The organism is Saccharothrix sp. NRRL B-16348, from assembly GCF_001280085.1.
Taxonomy (GTDB): Bacteria; Actinomycetota; Actinomycetes; order Mycobacteriales; family Pseudonocardiaceae; genus Actinosynnema.
Genome location: NZ_LGED01000068.1, coordinates 159,045 through 175,177, shown reverse-complemented (window position 1 = coordinate 175,177; position 16,133 = coordinate 159,045). Strand labels below are relative to the sequence as shown.

Here is a 16,133-nt window from a genome sequence, read left to right as displayed (position 1 = left end):
AAAGCCGGCAGGCCCGGCGGGGTAAAGCGTCCCGCCAGGCCTGCCGGCTTCGACCAGCCTAAAGCACCCGAACCCATGTCAAATCGGGCCTCTGCGGTGCGGTGGCGGGTCCGTTGTGGGGGTGTTGGGGGTGGTGGAGGTAGTGGTGGTGGGGGTGGTTTCCCAGCTGGTGAGGAGGTTGGCGGCTTCGCTGGTGCGGGGGTGGTTTGGGCCTTGCACGTCGGACATTTCGGTGAGGACTTCGCGTAGTTCGGTGATGGCTTCTTGATGTTGGCCGGCGCGGTGGAGGAGTTCGGAATGTTGTTGTCTCAGGCGGAGTACGCGGGGGTGGTTGGGGCCGAAGACGGTTTCCACGGTGTGGCGCAGGGTGGACAGGTTGGTCAGCGCTTCTTTGTCGCCTGCCATTCCTTGCCAGAACACCAGGTTGGCGCGGTAGGTCAGGGTGGTGGGGTGGTGTTGGCCGAGGGCGCGTTCGGCGGCGGTGGCGGCGGTGGCGAATTCGGCGATGGCCTCGGTCAGGTCGCCGGCGACGGCACGCCAGTAGGCGAGGTTGTGTCTTGCGATGAAGGTGTCGTGGTGGGTGCGGCCGGCTACGGCTTCCAGGCCGTCGACGGCTTCCTGGTAGGTGGCCACGGCGGTTGGCGCGTCGCCGGTTTCGCCGATCCACCTGCCCAGGCCCAGCATCGCGCGCAACGTGTGCTTGTGGCGTGGGCCCAGTTCCCTCCGCAGCACGGTGACGAGGTCGTAGGCCGCGTCACGGGCGCCGGTGGTGTCGCCCGACAGACCCAGGCACAGTGCGCGGTCGTCCTCGGCGGCGACCAGCAGCGGGTGGGCGGCAGGTAGGTCGCACGCCTCGACCAGGGACGTCAGCTCGGCGAGGGCGGTCTCGATGAGGCCCGTCTCCAGGCGGTAGCTGGCCTGGTGGAAGCGCGCCCACAGGGTGTCCAGGTCGGTGGGGCCGAGGTCTCGTTCGGCGACGGCGCGGATTTCGTCGAAGTGGGTCAGCGCGGTGGCCGGGTCGCCCAGGTCGCCGATCGCCTTGGCCACTTGGGTCCGCAGCACGACCACGTCACGTGTGTCGGTGGCGTGGGTCAGGAGGTCCGCTGCGACGGCACGTGCCGCGGTGTGCCGTCCGATGCCCGCCAGGTGCTGACCCAACCGGCGGAGGACGGGGTGCATGCCGTCGGTCCAGAGGTGCTCCCCCGCGACGGACCGCAGCACGTCGGCGTTGCGGTACAGCGCCGCCGCGGTGTCCGGGTCGGCGGTCGACCACTCCCGTTCGAGCACGTCGGCCGCCCTCACGGCGACGGGGGCGAGGTCGGCGATCAGGTCGCGCGCGGCGCGTTGGACGAGGGCGTGCGCTTCGACCCGGCCGTGGTGCGTGACGAGGTTGAGGCGGTGCAGCGCGCGTAACGCGGGGAGGTTGCGGCCGTCGTCCAGCAGCACGGCTTCGGGGATGCCGTCCGGCGCGAGGACCGAGATCAGGCCGAGCACGTCGATCGCGTTGGCGGACAGCGACTGGGCCCGCTCGATCGCCAGCCGGACGGTGCCCGCGACGGTGTCGTGGTGTTCGTCGGCGGGTGACGTGGGCGGGAACAGGTCGGCGACGCGTTGGCGGCGGTCGGCCAGGAGGTTCAGGTAGGCGGGGACGTCGGTCCCGCTGTCGATCAGGAACGCGGCGGCCTGCGAGAGGGCCAGCGGGAAGCAGCCGAGCGCGTCGGCGAGCACGGCCAGGTGCTCCTGGTCGTGCCTCGGGTCGACGGTGAGGCGGGCGGACAGGTAGGCGGTGGCCTCGTCCGGGGTGAACATGCCGACGCCGATCACCCGGGCGTCCGGGCGCAGGAGGGACGCGTCGCGGCGTTGGGTGGTGACCAGGCTGCGGCCGTCGCCGGTGGGCCAGAGGCCGGCCAGTTCGGTCGGGTCGTCCACGTCGTCGAGCACGACCAGCCAAGGCGTGGTGGTGGAGCGCAGCCAGGCGAGGAACAGGTCGGCCTGCGCCTCGTCGTCGGAGCCGGCCGTCTTGGCCACCGCGCGCCACGCGCGGGCGTAGCCGGTGAGCACGGACTGCCTGGTGCGGGCGCCCACCCAGACCAGCACGTCGGCGCGGGCGCGGTGGAACGCGGCGGTCGCCAGTTGCGACTTGCCGACGCCGCCGGGGCCGGTGAGGACGACCTGGCGGACGTCGGCCGTGCGCAGCGCGGCGTCGATCGCGTCCGCCAGGTCCGGGCGGTCGCGCAACGCCGCGGCGTCGCTGGGCGGGCGGCCCACCACGACGCGGCCGGACTTCGGCGTGGCGCGGCGGTCCTGGTGGGCGGCACGCCACAGGTCACGCAGGTCGTCGAGCTTCGGCACGCCGCCCGTCGCGAGGGCGACGGCCAGCACACCGTCGAAGTCCCGCGGCACGGACTGGCCGCCGACCCACTCCCCCAGCCGCCGGGCGTTCACCGCGACGCGCCGGCCGGACGGCAGCACGACCGCGCTCGCGCGCCGGGCCACCACCTCGTCGGACAGGTCGGGCAGCCGTCCCCGCAACCGCGCCAGCGCCTGCGCGAACGCCGCTTTCGGGTCGCTCACCGCCACCTCCCAGATGATCACCAGTCTAGATCCCCGCACCGGCCCGGGAGGCCGACTGCCCCGCAGGGCAGGCACCGTGGCCGGGTTCTGCCCTCCGCGCCCTCCCCGGTGATCGGCCGGAACGGTAAGCCCGTGTGGTGAGCTATCACAGGACGGGACCGACGATGCGCGCGAACGAGGAACCCGATCACCAGAACGTCCCCGGCACCTCCTCGGTCCCGGTGTCGCGAGACGACATCCAGGCTCCGGCGCACTCGCCGGACGCGCTGCTGGCCCTGCAACGGGCCGCGGGCAACGCCGCGGTGGTGCGCGTCATCCAGCGATCACGCGGCGAGCGGCCGGCGGCGGACGCCGGGGTGGGCGACGTGCTCAAGTCACCCGGCAGCCCGCTCGCCCCGCACGTGCGCGCGGACATGGAGTCCCGGCTCGGCGCCGACTTCTCCGACGTCCAGGTGCACACCGGCGCGGATGCCCGGCGCTCGGCCCGCGACCTCGGCGCCCGCGCCTACACCTCCGGCAACCACGTCGTCCTGGGCGACGGCGGCGGCGACCAGCACACCCTGGCGCACGAGCTGGTCCACGTCGTCCAGCAGCGCAAGGGCCCGGTGGCGGGCACCGACACCGGCACAGGCCTGCGCGTGAGCGATCCCGGCGACCGCTTCGAGCGGGAGGCCGAGGCCACGGCCCACCAGGTCATGTCGGGCGCCCCGGCGCACGAGCACGATCACCCGCAGGAGACCGCGCACCCCGCTGACCAGGCCACCGTGCAGCGCAAGGTCATGGCGCAGGTCGTGGCGGCCGAGGGCGACGAGCTCACGGTCGACAGCCTCATCACGGCCGGTCGCCCCGACTCACCGCACAGCGGCACCGAGGGCGACCACACCACCGCCTACGTCGTGCTGACCCAGGCCGTGCGCCGGGTGATCAACGGCAAGACGGCCGAAGAGGCGGCGGACGGCGTGTGGGGGCTCTACCAGGAGGCCAGGACACTGCCGGGCGCGGCGTTGCGCCCGAACCTGGACACCGACCGGAAGCACGCCAAGCTGCTCAAGGACGCGGAGGACGAGCTGGAGCGGCTGCACGAGCTGCCCGACGGCAAGCAGTGGGACATGCCCCGGCTGCAGCAGCTGATCAGCGCGTACCTCGACTACCGCGGGACGCTGCCGCTGTCCACCTTGAACATCAAGGCGACCGGGAAGCCGCGGGGGAAGGGCACCGGCGAGTCCGCGCGGGTCCGTCCGCTGAACCGTTACGAGGCGGGCGACCACACCGTCTCCACGGACGCCATCAAGGACGCCGTGCTCGGCCTGATGGACAGCGACGCCCTCGTCACCTACGCGATCGAAGTCGAGACACCGGGCAGCGCGGTGGCGCCCGGCACGGTGGACGGCCCGATCGGCGAGGAGACGGTCGCGAACAGGCTCAAGCCCGTGGTCGAGCAGCACGTCGCGTCCACCGCGCAGGCCTTCCCCACCGCGGTGCGGGCGGCGTGGGGCTCGCTGAAAGCGGCGGAGGACGAGTTGGTCGAAGGGCTCAAAGACCGCGCGCGGGACGCGAAAGCGAACGAAGTCACGCGCCTTCTCGCACGTCTCGCGGAGGTGCGGGAGAAGGGCAAGAACACGGTGCTCGCCGAGCAGTACGAACGCAACCTGCGCGCTTACGGCGTGACCCCTCCCCCGGCGCCGACGAAGAAGCTCGGCCGGGGTGAGCGCATCAAGAACAAGAGCAAGGGCATCCTCTCCGACGTCGTGGACAGTCCCAAGAAGGTCGGCAAAGCCATCAGCTCGCGTCTCCGGAAGACCGACCAGGAGCTGGAGGACGACGTCGAACCGGAGGTCGGCGACGCCGAGCTGGACGTCGACGAAGCGACCGGCGCCCGGGCCGCCAGGCCGGGGATCGCGACGCAGTTGGTGATCGACGACGGCGGGACGATCACCGAGATGCGGTCGGCGGGACGTGCCGCGTCGCCGTTCCCCGGGACCATGGGCGCCCACACGACCGCGTGGATCGCGCACGTGGACTTCATCCGCACCCGGTTGGTGCACAAGGACGTCACCGCCGCGGTCAAGGAGCTGCCCGGGCTGGTCGAGCACGTGAAGCGAACGGCACAGCGGCTGGAACCCTTCCAGGAGAAGGAGGACGAGGTCGGTGGCCTCGCCGAGGACCTGGCGGGCACGCACATCGCCGAGCCGGCGGCTCCCGCGCCGGACGAGGGCGGCTCGCGGGTCGACGAGGCGACCGTTCAGGCCGCCATGGTGCGGCTGGTGGGGGCGACGACGGCCGCGGCGGTGGACAAGCCGGCCGGCACCCAGGCGGTGCTGCTGCAACAGGCCGTCGGCGCGATCCTCGAGCGGCTCAACATCATCCCGGGCGTGACGCGGTACGTGGCGGACACCAAGGGCAGCGGTGAGGGGACCTACCGGAAGATGCTGCTTACGGGGAAACGGGGACGCAAGAAGGAGGACATGAGGCAGAAGGACTACCAGGTGGCGATCTTCGGCCTGCTGGACGTGAAGGAGGACTTGGACCACGCGCAGCGGTTGGCCCTGATGCAGAACCACCTGGCCGTCATCGACGGGGCGTACCCCGGCGTGCTCGGGAAGGCCGGCCTTTCGGAGGCCGACCCGGAGAAGGCGCTCACGCTGTGGAAGAAGCGGGGCAAGGACTCCGAAGATCCCTTCTAGCGGCCGTGTTGGTGCGGATGGCCTACTCGGACGTCTGACCGTTGACTTTCCCGCCGGGGCTCTGCAACGCTGCGATCCGGTTACGCAAGAAATCGACAAGTGTACGGAACTTTCTGACAAGAGCCTCGGAACTGCCCTAAGAGAAGGGCCTGCACGACGATGTCAACGACGACACGCGCCCGTTCGCGCCTTGCCGCCTCCCTGCTCGCACTGTCCCTCACGGCGTTCACCCTGAGCCCCCCTGCCGCTCAGGCCGCGCCGTCGACCGGGGTGCTCGACCTCGGCGGACCGACCCGCATCGACCAGGTCCGCCTGGCGCTGCCGGACGACGAGACCACGTTCGCCGTCCAGACCAGCCTCGACGGCAAGGGGTTCGCCACCCTGGTGCCGTCCGCACCGCGCGAGGGCGACCGCCAGACGTTCGACTTCGACCCCACGCTCGTGCGTTACATGCGCGTGGACGGCACGCCGGTGGAGGACATCGAGGTCCGCCGAGCCGTCGACGCCACCGCCGCGCTCGCCGCCACGTACAGCGCGAGCAGCCACAACGACGTCTACCAGGCGTCCAACGCCGGTGACGGCAACCAGGCCACCTACTGGGAGAGCGCCAACAACGCGTTCCCCCAGTGGCTGCGGGCCGACCTGGGCGCGGCGCTCAAGGTCGACCGGGTGGTGCTCAAGCTGCCGACGGCCGGTTGGGGCGCGCGCACGCAGACGTTGGCCGTGCAGCACAGCACCGACGGCCAGAACTTCGGCGACCTCGTCCCGTCGGCGTCGCACGCGTTCAACCCGACCTCGAACAACACGGTGACGATCCAGTTCACCGCGACCACCACCCGGTACGTGCGGCTGCTGATCACCGGCAACACCGCGTGGCCCGCGGGGCAGGTCTCGGAGTTCGAGGTGCACGGCCCGACCACCGGCGACACCCAGGCGCCGTCCGCGCCGACGGGCCTCGCCTACACCTCGCCGCAGTCCGAGCAGGTCAGGCTGACGTGGGCCGCGTCCACCGACAACACCGGCGTGACCGGCTACGACGTCTACGCCAACGGCGCGCTGCGCACGAGCGTCGCGGGCACCGTGCTGACGTACACCGACTCCCAGCCGGACGGCCTGGCGGTCACCTACCACGTGATCGCCAAGGACGCGGCGGGCAACCAGTCGCCGCCCAGCGCCTCCGTCACCCGGCCCGGCTCGCCGAACTCCGGCGCGAACCTGGCCAAGGGCAGGCCGATCACGTCCTCGTCCCACGTGTTCACCTTCGTGGCGACGAACGCCAACGACGACGACGTGACCACGTACTGGGAAGGCGCGACCTACCCGAACACGCTGACCACGCAGCTCGGCGCGAACTCCGACGTCAGCTCGGTCGTGCTCAAGCTCAACCCGGCGTCGGCGTGGGGCACCCGCACCCAGAACATCCAGGTGCTCGGCCGTGAGCAGAGCGCTGCCGGCTTCACGAACCTGGTGGCCGCGCGCGACTACGTGTTCAACCCGGCCGCCGGCAACGCGGTCACCATCCCGTTGACCGCACGGGTCGCGGACGTGCAGCTGCGCATCACGTCCAACACCGGCGCGCCCGGCGGCCAGGTCGCCGAGTTCCAGGTGTTCGGCGTGGCCGCGCCCAACCCGGACCTGACCGTGAGCGCGACGTCGTTCACCCCGGCGAGCCCGGTCGAGACGAACCCGATCACGCTGTCCGCGACCGTGCGCAACGCGGGCACGGCGGCGTCGAGCGCGACCGACGTGACGTTCTTCCTCGGGGACGCCGCCGTCGGCACGGCGCAGGTCGGCGCTCTCGCGGCCGGCGCGTCGGCGACCGTCACCGCGAACATCGGCCCGCGCGGCTCGGGGTCCTACTCCTACACCGCGAAGGTCGACGAGACGAAGAAGGTCGTCGAGCAGAACGAGGCCAACAACGCCCGCCTGCACCCGAACGCCCTCGTCGTCACGCCCGTGCCCAGCTCGGACCTGGTCGGCGCGCTGAGCTGGTCGCCGAACAACCCGGCCAACGGCCAGAACACCACCTTCACCGTGGTGCTGCGCAACGAGGGTTCGATCGCCACGGCGAGCGGCGCGCACGGCGTCACGCTCACGCTCGTCAACGCCACCACGGGCGCGACCGTGCGGACGTTCACCGGCAGCCACACCGGCGTGATCCAGCCGGGCCAGGCGGCGGCGCCGATCACGTTGGGCACCTGGCCCGCCGCCAACGGCAAGTACACGTTGCGCGCCGAGGTCGCGGTGGACGCCAACGAGATCGCGGCGCGGCAGGCGAACAACGTCAGCACCCAGTCGCTGTTCGTCGGGCGCGGCGCGAACGTGCCGTGGGAGCACGTCGAGGCCGAAGATGCCGTCACCGCGGGCGGCGCGCAGAAGATCGGCCCGAACCGCACCATCGGCGACCTCGCCGGTGAGGCGTCCGGCCGACGCGCGGTGACGCTCAACAGCACCGGCTCGTCGGTCGAGTTCACCACCGGCGGCCCGACCAACACCCTCGTCACCCGCTTCTCCATCCCGGACTCGGCGGGCGGCGGCGGGATCGACGCCACGCTGAACGTGTACGTCAACGGGTCGTTCCACAAGGCCATCAGCCTGACGTCGCGGCACATCTGGCTGTACGGCAACGAGGCGTCACCGGGCAACTCGCCGGGCGCCGGCGGGCCGCGGCACATCTACGACGAGGCGAGCGTGCTGCTGAACAGCACGTTCCCCGCCGGCACGAAGATCAAGCTGCAGAAGGACGCGGCGAACACCACCAACTACGCCATCGACTTCGTCGACTTCGAGCACGCGGTGGCGCGGGCGAACCCCGACCCGGCCCGGTACATCACGCCGACCGGGTTCGGGCACCAGGACGTGCAGAACGCGCTCGACCGGTTCCGCATGGACACCAGCGGCACCCTGCTCGGCGTGTACCTGCCGGCCGGCACGTACACCACGGCGCAGAAGTTCCAGGTGTACGGCAAGCCGGTGCGGGTGATCGGCGCGGGACCGTGGTTCACGAAGTTCGTCGTGCCGACCACGCAGGAGAACACCGACGCGGGGTTCCGGGCCGAGCAGTCGGTGAACGGGTCGACGTTCAGCGGGTTCGCGTTCTTCGGCAACTACACGTCCCGCATCGACGGTCCCGGCAAGGTGTTCGACTTCGCCAACGTCTCGAACATCACCATCGAGAACGTGTGGGCCGAGCACATGGTGTGCCTCTACTGGGGCGCGAACACCGACTTCATGACCATCAAGGACTCCCGGATCCGGAACATGTTCGCCGACGGCGTCAACATGACCAACGGCAGCACGGACAACCGGGTGGCCAACATCGAGGCCCGCTCGACCGGTGACGACAGCTTCGCGCTGTTCTCCGCGATCGACGCCGGTGGCGCGGACGAGAAGAACAACGTGTACGAGAACCTGTCGTCGTTGACGACCTGGCGCGCGGCCGGTCTGGCGGTGTACGGCGGCTTCCTCAACACGTTCCGCAACATCTACGTCGCCGACACGTTGACCTACTCGGGCGTCACGATCAGCTCGCTGGACTTCGGGTACCCGATGAACGGCTTCGGCCCGGAGCCGACGACGTTCAGCGGGATCACGCTGGTGCGCACCGGCGGGCACTTCTGGAACGGGCAGACGTTCCCTGGCATCTGGATGTTCTCGGCCTCGAAGCCGTTCCGCGGCATCCGGGTCAGCGACGTCGACATCATCGACCCGACGTACGCCGGGATCATGTTCCAGACCAAGTACACCGGGTCGACGCCGGAGAACCCGGTGCAGGACACGGTGCTGACGAACATCTCGATCTCCGGCGCCCGGCTGAGCGGCGACCAGTTCGAGCGCAAGTCCGGCATCGGGGTGTGGGCGAACGAGCTGCCGGAGGCGGGTCAGGGTCCGGCGGTGGGCTCGGCGACGTTCCACAACCTGCGGTTCGACAACAACGTCGAGAACATCCGCAACCTGACCTCGACGTTCACCCTCACCGTCAACCCGTAGTCCGCGTGTTTCCGAGGCGCCGCCCTGTCCACCCGGGGCGGCGCTTCGCGCGTCCTTGATCTCGACCGGTCCGGCCGTTCCCGGGTTGAGCACGCCGGAGTCGGGCGTGGTCCGTACATTTGGGGCGGACGAAAGCCGGACGGAGGAGGGGCCGATGGTCGCGCGCACGCTCGACCGGTCCGGTGGCGCGCCGCTCTGGCGGCAGTTGCAGGACGACCTGGTCGCCCGCCTCCGCTCCGGCGAGTTCGACACCGGCTTCCCCGGCGAGCTGACGCTGGTGGACGACTACCGCGTCAGCCGGCACACCGTGCGCCAGGCGTTGCACCAACTCCGGGCGGATGGCCTGGTGGTCGCCGAACGCGGCCGTCAGCCCAGAGTCAGCCCCGCCGCCGACGTGGTGCAGCCCCTGGACACCCTCTACAGCCTGTTCGCCTCGGTGGAGGCCGCCGGGCTGGAGCAGCGCAGCGTGGTGCGGGTGCTCGACGTCCGGGCCGACGGCGTGATCGCCGACCAACTCGACCTGGAGGGCTCCACCCCGCTGGTTCACCTCGAACGACTGCGGCTGGCGGGTGACGCCCCGTTGGCGATCGACCGGGCGTGGCTGCCCGCCGACCTGGCCGCGCCGCTGCTGGACGCCGACTTCACCCGCACCAGCCTCTACGCCGTGCTGGCCGAGCGCACCGGTGTCCGGCTCGACCACAGCCGGGAGACGATCAAGGCCGTCGTGCCGACCTCCGCCGAACGCGCCCTGCTGCACTGCGGGCCCGACGTGGCGTGCCTGTCGATCCACCGACTCGGCCGGGCCGGTGGCCGCCCGGTGGAGTGGCGCCACACGATGGTGCGCGGCGACCGGTACGCCGTGACCACCGAGTCCACGGCCACCCGCCCACGCTGAACGACCCGCGAGATGTCCGGACATTAGCCACCTCACTCCGCAGCACATTGCCTCCTGCCGCGCGTCCGCCTAATGTACGGACAAATGACGGAGGCGCTCATGGACGTCGAGACGATCAGCACCGAAGCCCTGGGTGATCGCGGCTACCTGGTCCACGACGGCCGGTCGGCGCTGGTCATCGACCCCCAGCGCGACGTCGACCGGGTCGAGGACGTGGCCGCACGGCTGGGCGTCCGGATCACGCACGTCGCCGAGACCCACGTGCACAACGACTACGTCACCGGCGGTCTCGCGCTGGCTCGCCGGCACCGCGCCACCTACCTGGTGTCCGCGGCCGAGGACGTGGCGTTCGAGCGCCACCCGACCAACCCGGGCGACGAGTTCGCCGTCGGCTCCATGACGGTCACCGCCGTCGCCACCCCCGGCCACACCGAGCACCACCTGGCCTACGTGGTCGAGCACGACGGGCGGCGGGCCGTGTTCTCCGGCGGCAACCTGCTGTTCGGCTCGGTCGGGCGCACCGACCTGGTCGCACCGGACAGGACCACCGACCTCACCCACGCCCAGTACCGCTCCGCCCGCGCGCTGGCCGACCACGCCGGCGACGACGCCACCCTCCACCCGACCCACGGCTTCGGCAGCTTCTGCTCCTCCGGGCCCACCGTCGTCACCGGAGGGTCCACCATCGCCGAGCAGCGCCGGTCCAACCACGTCCTCACCGACCACGACGAGCAGCACTTCGTGCGGACCCTGATCGGGAACCTCACCGCCCACCCGTCGTACTACTCGCACATGGCCCCGCTCAACCGCCTCGGCCCGGACGCCCCCGACCTCTCCCTGCCCGAACCCCTCGACGCCGACGAGCTCAAGACCCGGATCGAGCGCGGCCAGTGGGTGGTCGACCTGCGCGACCGGGTCGCGTTCGCGGCCGGGCACCTGGCCGGCACGGTCGGCTTCGAGTACGGCCGGAGCTTCACCACCTACCTGGGCTGGACGCTGCCGTGGGGCGAACCGGTCACGCTCGTCGGCTCCGAGCAGGACGTCCGGGCCGCCGTCCGCGACCTCTCCCGCATCGGGATCGACCGCCCGGACGCGGCGATCGGCGACCCGGCCGACGGCATCGCACCCGGCCACCCGCTGGTCGGCTACCGCCGGGCGACCTGGACCGACCTGACCCGGGCGGACCGACCGGTCGTGCTGGACGTCCGCCGCACGGACGAGCACCGCGAAGGCCACGTCACCGGCTCGACCAACATCCCGTTGCCCGACCTGGTCCGCCGCCTGGACGAGGTGCCGCCGGGCGAGGTCTGGGTGCACTGCGCCTCCGGTTACCGGGCGGGGATCGCGGCGAGCCTGCTGCACCGCGCCGGGCACGACGTGGTGCACCTGGACGACGACTGGGCCGACGCCGCGCACGCGGGCGTGCCGATCACCGCACCGTGACGGCGCTCGTCCTCGCCCTGGTCGCCGGAGCCGTGGTCGGGCTGTCGCTGGGCGCGCTCGGCGGCGGTGGCAGCGTGCTGGCCGTGCCCTCGTTGATCTACCTGATGGGGTTCGGCCCGGTGCAGGCCACCACCGCGAGCCTGCTGGTCGTGGTCGCGACCTCGCTGACGGCCCTCACCGCGCACGCCCGCGCCGGCGCGGTCCGGTGGCGCCTGGGCACGTTGTTCGCCGGAGCGGGCATGGCACCCGCCGTCGCGACCGGCGTGCTCACGCGGCACGTCCCGGCCGCCGTGCTCACCGGCGCGTTCGGCGTGGTGGCCGCGACGGCGGCGGTGGCGGTGCTCCGGGCGCCGAGCCCACCGGCGAGCCAGGTCCGCCCCGTCCGGGCCGCCGGCGTCGGCGCGGGGTTGGGCGCGCTGACCGGGTTCCTCGGCGTGGGCGGCGGCTTCCTCGCCGTGCCCGCCCTGGTCGGCGTGCTGTCCGTGCCGCTGCGAGCCGCCGTGGGCACCAGCCTGCTGGTGATCACCGTCAACGCGGGCGCCGCGCTCGCCGCCCGGCTCGGCGACCTCGCCCTGCTGGACTGGACGCTTCTCGGCCCGTTCGCCGCGACCGCGCTCCTCGGTGCGTGGGACGGGAAGCGGCTCGCGGGCAAGGTCCGCGCGACGACGCTGCAACGGGTGTTCGCGGGGCTGCTGCTGGCCGTCGCCGTGGTCATGGGCGCGGACGTGCTCTGCGGCTGAACGCACGCCGACCACAAGGAGGCGGCCCCTGGCTGGGAGAGTAGCCAGAGGCCGCCGAAACGGTAGGGCGCGGTCGCGTTGTCAGCCGACCTTGCCCACGCCCGCACCGCTCTGCACGGTCGACTTCACGCTGCTCGCGCTGTCGAGCGAGTAGCCGTACGGGATCGCCTTGACGGTGCCGCCCTGCTGACCCGCACCCGAGTTGACGTGGTGGTTGTTGCGTGCCAACAGGTTCGCGGCAGGCGACGAACCCTCACCTCGGTGGAACGGGTCGCGGGTGTTCTCGAAGTAGTTGCCCTCGACGAGCACGCCCGCCTCCATGGTGGAAGCGACACCGTACGACGTCACACCGCCGTAGTAGTTGTTGTAGACGTGCACGGGGTTGCCGAAGCGGACCCGCGGGTGGCGCTGGTTGGTGCCGTCGAACCAGTTGTTGTGGTAGGTCACCCGGAGCTTGCCGCGGTCCTCGGAACCGTTGTCGTCGCTGTGCCCCAGCAACATCGTCTTGTCATGGCTGCTGATCTTGTTCCACGACACGGTCACGCAGTCCGACGCGCGCTTGATGTCGATCGCGCCGTCGTAGCCGTTGCGCAGGCTGTTGTGGTCGATCCAGACCCTGGTCGAGTACTGGACGTTGATCGCGTCGTCCGCCCAGTTGGTGAAGTTCAGGTTCCGGATGATGACGTTCGACGCGTTGGAGACGTTCAGCCCGTGCCCGGTGATGGTGGCGCCCGAGCCGACACCGATGATCGTCTTGTTCGACGCCACCTTGGTCATGCTCGACAGCGAGATGGTGCCGGACACACGGATCACAGAGGTGCTGGACGAGCCGACCGCGGACACGAACGCCGAGGTGGTGCTGACGGTCACCGGCGAGGCGCTGCCGCCACCGGTGGTACCGCCGCACTGCGTGGCCCAACCCTGGAGGTTGAACGACGCGGCGTTCGCCGAGGGCGCCATGATCACGGACGCGGCCAGGGCCGTCGTCGCGAGCAGCGCGCGGGAGATCTTGCGGGACATGCGGTTTCCTCCATACGACTGTGGATGAAAAGGGAACCGGCGGCGGGAACTGCCACGTGGCGGCGACCGAGGGGTTACACCGGACTCACCACCTCTCCACGGTGTGCTCGCGGATGTGCTCGACGTCGAACTCGTCACCGAGACCGGGAGAGGAGGTCAGGGTGACGTGCCCGTCCGCGTCGAGCGGGTCGGCCTGGGAGAGCCGGTGCGGCGGCACGCGGTCGAAGTCGTGCAGCGGGTGCAGCAGGCCGCGCTCGTACCAGCGGCCGTTGTCGGTGCCGCCGAGCACGGCCAGGCTCGCCGAGCCGTCGCCGTGGATCTCGCAGTCCATGTTGAACGCCTCGGCCAGGTGCAGTGCCTTCACGGTCGGCGAGATGCCGCCGACGTCGGTCGGACCCGCGCGCAGGATGTCGCACGCGCCGGAGGTGATCCACTCGGCGCGGGTCATGTGCTTGCCCCACGCCACCTCCGGGCCGATCACCGGGATGGACAGCTGGTCGGCCAGCCACCGGTAGGAGCTGATCGACGCCTCCTCCATCGGCTCCTCGAACCAGTAGAAGTCCAGCTCCTCCAACGCCCGGCCCAGTTCCAGCGCCTCGGTGCGCGAGTACCAGTGGTTGGCGTCGAGCATCAGCTCGACACCGGGACCGACGGCTTCGCGCACCGCCTCGCAGGCCGCGATGTCCGCGCGCACGCTGGGCGCGCCCGGCACCGGCGGCATCCACGTGTGCAGCTTGATCGCCTGGTAACCGCGCTCCACCAGCTGCTTCGCGAACGCCGCGTAGTCGCCGGGCGTGCTCAGCCCGCCGGGGATCTCGTCACCGCACATGGTGCTGGCGTAGGCCGGGACGCGGGACCGGGCGCCGCCGAGCAGCTTCCACACCGGCTGCCCGACCTTCTTGCCCACCAGGTCCCACAACGCCGTGTCGACGTAGCCGAGCGCCCGGTCGGTGAACCGGCCGTGGGAGCCGCGCTGCTTGCGCGCCATCTTGCGCCACAGCCCTTCCCGGTCCCACGGGTCCGCGCCGAGGAGCACGGGCCGCACGATCGAGTCGAGCACGGCGGGCCGCAGCTGGTCGGGGTGCACCTGCACGCGTCCGACCACGCCGTCGGAGTCGGTGATCTCCAGCAGCGCCTCGCGGATCTCGTGCTCGGCGCTCGGGTGCCGGTGCCCGTGCGGGTCCACCGCGGTCCACGCGGTGGTCGTGAACACCGACACCTCGACGCGCTCGATCACAGCGACCTCCGCCGGCGGTCGCGGTCCTCGGCGCGAGGACCGATCTCGATCGGGTGAGACGAAGCCCTGTTCATGACATCCCCTCGCTAATGTGATCAGTATGCGAACGGCGAACGCGGCGAGGAACATCCTGGCCGCCGGTCGAGCGGTTGCCGCCGGTGGAGCTGACGTGAGCAGGCAAGGGTCCTCCTTCCGCGGTCGGCCGTGAAACAGGAAGTCTCATCCGTGAGGGTGAGAGTCCCCTCTCGCCAGAGGGGACGACGTCACTTGCGGTCCTCCCACTCCTTCTGCGCCTCGGTGAGCTTCTTCGCCATCTCGTCCAGGAACTGCTGGCCGGTCAGCTCGCCGAGCAGCACCTTCTGGTACTGGGGCTCGCTGTCGGTCTTGGTGATGGACGAGTACTGCGGCAGGTAGACCGGGGCGGGCACGAGGACGGTGGCCGGGTCTTCCAGGACGCCGAGGGCCATCTTCACGTGGGCGGCCGTGTCGATCCACGCGGCGCTGCGCACGTCGGTGTTGGCGGGGATCTGGCCGACCTTCTCGTTCCAGTAGCTGTTGGACTCGGCGGAGGTCAGGAACTCGGCGAACTTCCAGGCGGCGTCCTGGTTCTCGCTGTTCTTGAACACCGCGAAGCCGTCGGTCGGGTTGGGCACGACGGTCCGCTTGCCGCTCGGGCCGACGGGCAGCGGCATCGCCGCGACCTTGTCGCCGAGGGCCTTGGTCACGTCGCTGTACGAGCCGAGGTTGTGGTGCATCATCGCGACGGAGCCGCCGGTGAACTGGGCGATCATCTGGGTGAAGCTGTTGTTGACGTCGGCCTCGGGGGTGGCCTTCTTGTAGAGGTCGGCGACCTTGTCGACGAGCTCGGCGTTGGCGGGATCGTTGAGGGTGCTCTTGCCGTCCTTGAAGAAGTTGTCCACGCCGGAGTACGCGTAGGCCTCGGTGATCAGCTGGAACACGGAGCCGGCGCCGCCGCGGATGGTGTAGCCGTACTTGTTCGCGGCGGTGTCGGTGAGCTTCTCCGCGGTGGTGATGAACTCGTCCCAGGTCTTCGGGACCTCGAGACCCGCGTCCTTGAACCAGTCGGTGCGGTACCAGATGATGTCCATGTTGGCCGAGGACGGGACGATGTAGAGCTTGCCGTCGGGCGCGGTCTGGCGGACGGTCTCGACCAGGGACGGGAGCAGCTTGTCCTTCAGCGGTCCGCCGGTGATGCGGTCGTCGAGGGGCGCCAGCGCCTCCTGGCCGACGAGGTGCGCGAGGTACGAGGTGGTCACGCCGCCGACGTCGGGCGTCTCGCCGCCGGCGATGGCGGTGTCGTACTTCTGCTGCACCGACGCGCTGGGGATGCCGACGTACTCGACCTTGATGTTCGGGTTCGCGGCCTCGAAGCGCGTGATCAGCTCCTTGTAGATCGGCTCGCGGGCGGGGCCGCCGTTGTTGTCCCAGAACGTGATGGTGACGTTCCCGTCGGCGCCCGCACCTCCCCCGGACGAGCAGGCGGACAGCGCCAGGGCGGCGGCGGCCACGGCGACCAGCAGTTTTCTCAT

At 70.9% G+C, this 16,133-nt stretch carries 9 protein-coding genes; 5 read left to right on the top strand and 4 right to left on the bottom strand.

Features of this window, described 5'->3' with window-relative positions; genetic code table 11:
* Positions 1 to 78 precede the first annotated feature (78 nt).
* The gene (locus ADK67_RS09760; RefSeq protein WP_053716070.1) at positions 79 to 2,595 is read right to left on the bottom strand and encodes a tetratricopeptide repeat protein; all 2,517 of its coding nucleotides are present in this window, start codon (positions 2,593 to 2,595) and stop codon (positions 79 to 81) included.
* 143 nt (positions 2,596 to 2,738) lie between these two features.
* On the opposite strand from ADK67_RS09760, the gene ADK67_RS52325 reads away from it, so the two are divergent.
* The 5 genes from ADK67_RS52325 to ADK67_RS09735 all read left to right on the top strand — a co-directional run bounded on the left by ADK67_RS52325 (position 2,739) and on the right by ADK67_RS09735 (position 12,326).
* On the top strand, positions 2,739 to 5,258 hold the full coding sequence (locus ADK67_RS52325; RefSeq protein WP_063797548.1) for an eCIS core domain-containing protein: 2,520 nt from the start codon (positions 2,739 to 2,741) through the stop codon (positions 5,256 to 5,258).
* Between the two features lie 159 nt (positions 5,259 to 5,417).
* Positions 5,418 to 9,248 (top strand): galactose-binding domain-containing protein, encoded by a 3,831-nt coding sequence (locus ADK67_RS09750; protein WP_082403333.1) that lies wholly within the window; start codon positions 5,418 to 5,420, stop codon positions 9,246 to 9,248.
* 154 nt (positions 9,249 to 9,402) lie between these two features.
* Positions 9,403 to 10,143 (top strand): GntR family transcriptional regulator, encoded by a 741-nt coding sequence (locus ADK67_RS09745; protein WP_053716068.1) that lies wholly within the window; start codon positions 9,403 to 9,405, stop codon positions 10,141 to 10,143.
* A gap of 99 nt (positions 10,144 to 10,242) precedes the next feature.
* Positions 10,243 to 11,586 (top strand): MBL fold metallo-hydrolase, encoded by a 1,344-nt coding sequence (locus tag ADK67_RS09740; RefSeq protein ID WP_053716089.1) that lies wholly within the window; start codon positions 10,243 to 10,245, stop codon positions 11,584 to 11,586.
* Positions 11,583 to 12,326: a sulfite exporter TauE/SafE family protein gene (locus ADK67_RS09735; protein WP_053716067.1), complete on the top strand. Its 744-nt coding sequence runs from the start codon at positions 11,583 to 11,585 to the stop codon at positions 12,324 to 12,326. Before ADK67_RS09740 ends, ADK67_RS09735 begins: the two co-directional genes overlap by 4 nt.
* An 81-nt stretch (positions 12,327 to 12,407) precedes the next feature.
* Here ADK67_RS09735 and ADK67_RS09730 read toward each other — a convergent pair whose 3' ends face one another.
* From ADK67_RS09730 to ADK67_RS09720, 3 genes are all read right to left on the bottom strand, one after another.
* Entirely contained in the window at positions 12,408 to 13,346 is a 939-nt protein-coding gene (locus tag ADK67_RS09730) for a pectate lyase family protein (protein ID WP_053716066.1), read from the bottom strand.
* An 85-nt stretch (positions 13,347 to 13,431) separates the two neighbouring features.
* A complete protein-coding gene (locus ADK67_RS09725; RefSeq protein WP_053716065.1) occupies positions 13,432 to 14,583 on the bottom strand; it encodes an enolase C-terminal domain-like protein in 1,152 nt (383 codons plus the stop codon).
* Between the two features lie 263 nt (positions 14,584 to 14,846).
* Entirely contained in the window at positions 14,847 to 16,133 is a 1,287-nt protein-coding gene (locus ADK67_RS09720) for an ABC transporter substrate-binding protein (RefSeq protein ID WP_053716064.1), read from the bottom strand.

Bases quoted from the DNA above. Each gene is read 5' to 3' on its own strand.
- ADK67_RS52325 (WP_063797548.1), top strand. From the start codon at position 2,739: ATGCGCGCGAACGAGGAACCCGATCACCAGAACGTCCCCGGCACCTCC.
- ADK67_RS09750 (WP_082403333.1), top strand. From the start codon at position 5,418: ATGTCAACGACGACACGCGCCCGTTCGCGCCTTGCCGCCTCCCTGCTC.
- ADK67_RS09745 (WP_053716068.1), top strand. From the start codon at position 9,403: ATGGTCGCGCGCACGCTCGACCGGTCCGGTGGCGCGCCGCTCTGGCGG.
- ADK67_RS09740 (WP_053716089.1), top strand. From the start codon at position 10,243: ATGGACGTCGAGACGATCAGCACCGAAGCCCTGGGTGATCGCGGCTAC.
- ADK67_RS09730 (WP_053716066.1), bottom strand. From the start codon at position 13,346: ATGTCCCGCAAGATCTCCCGCGCGCTGCTCGCGACGACGGCCCTGGCC.
- ADK67_RS09720 (WP_053716064.1), bottom strand. From the start codon at position 16,133: ATGAGAAAACTGCTGGTCGCCGTGGCCGCCGCCGCCCTGGCGCTGTCC.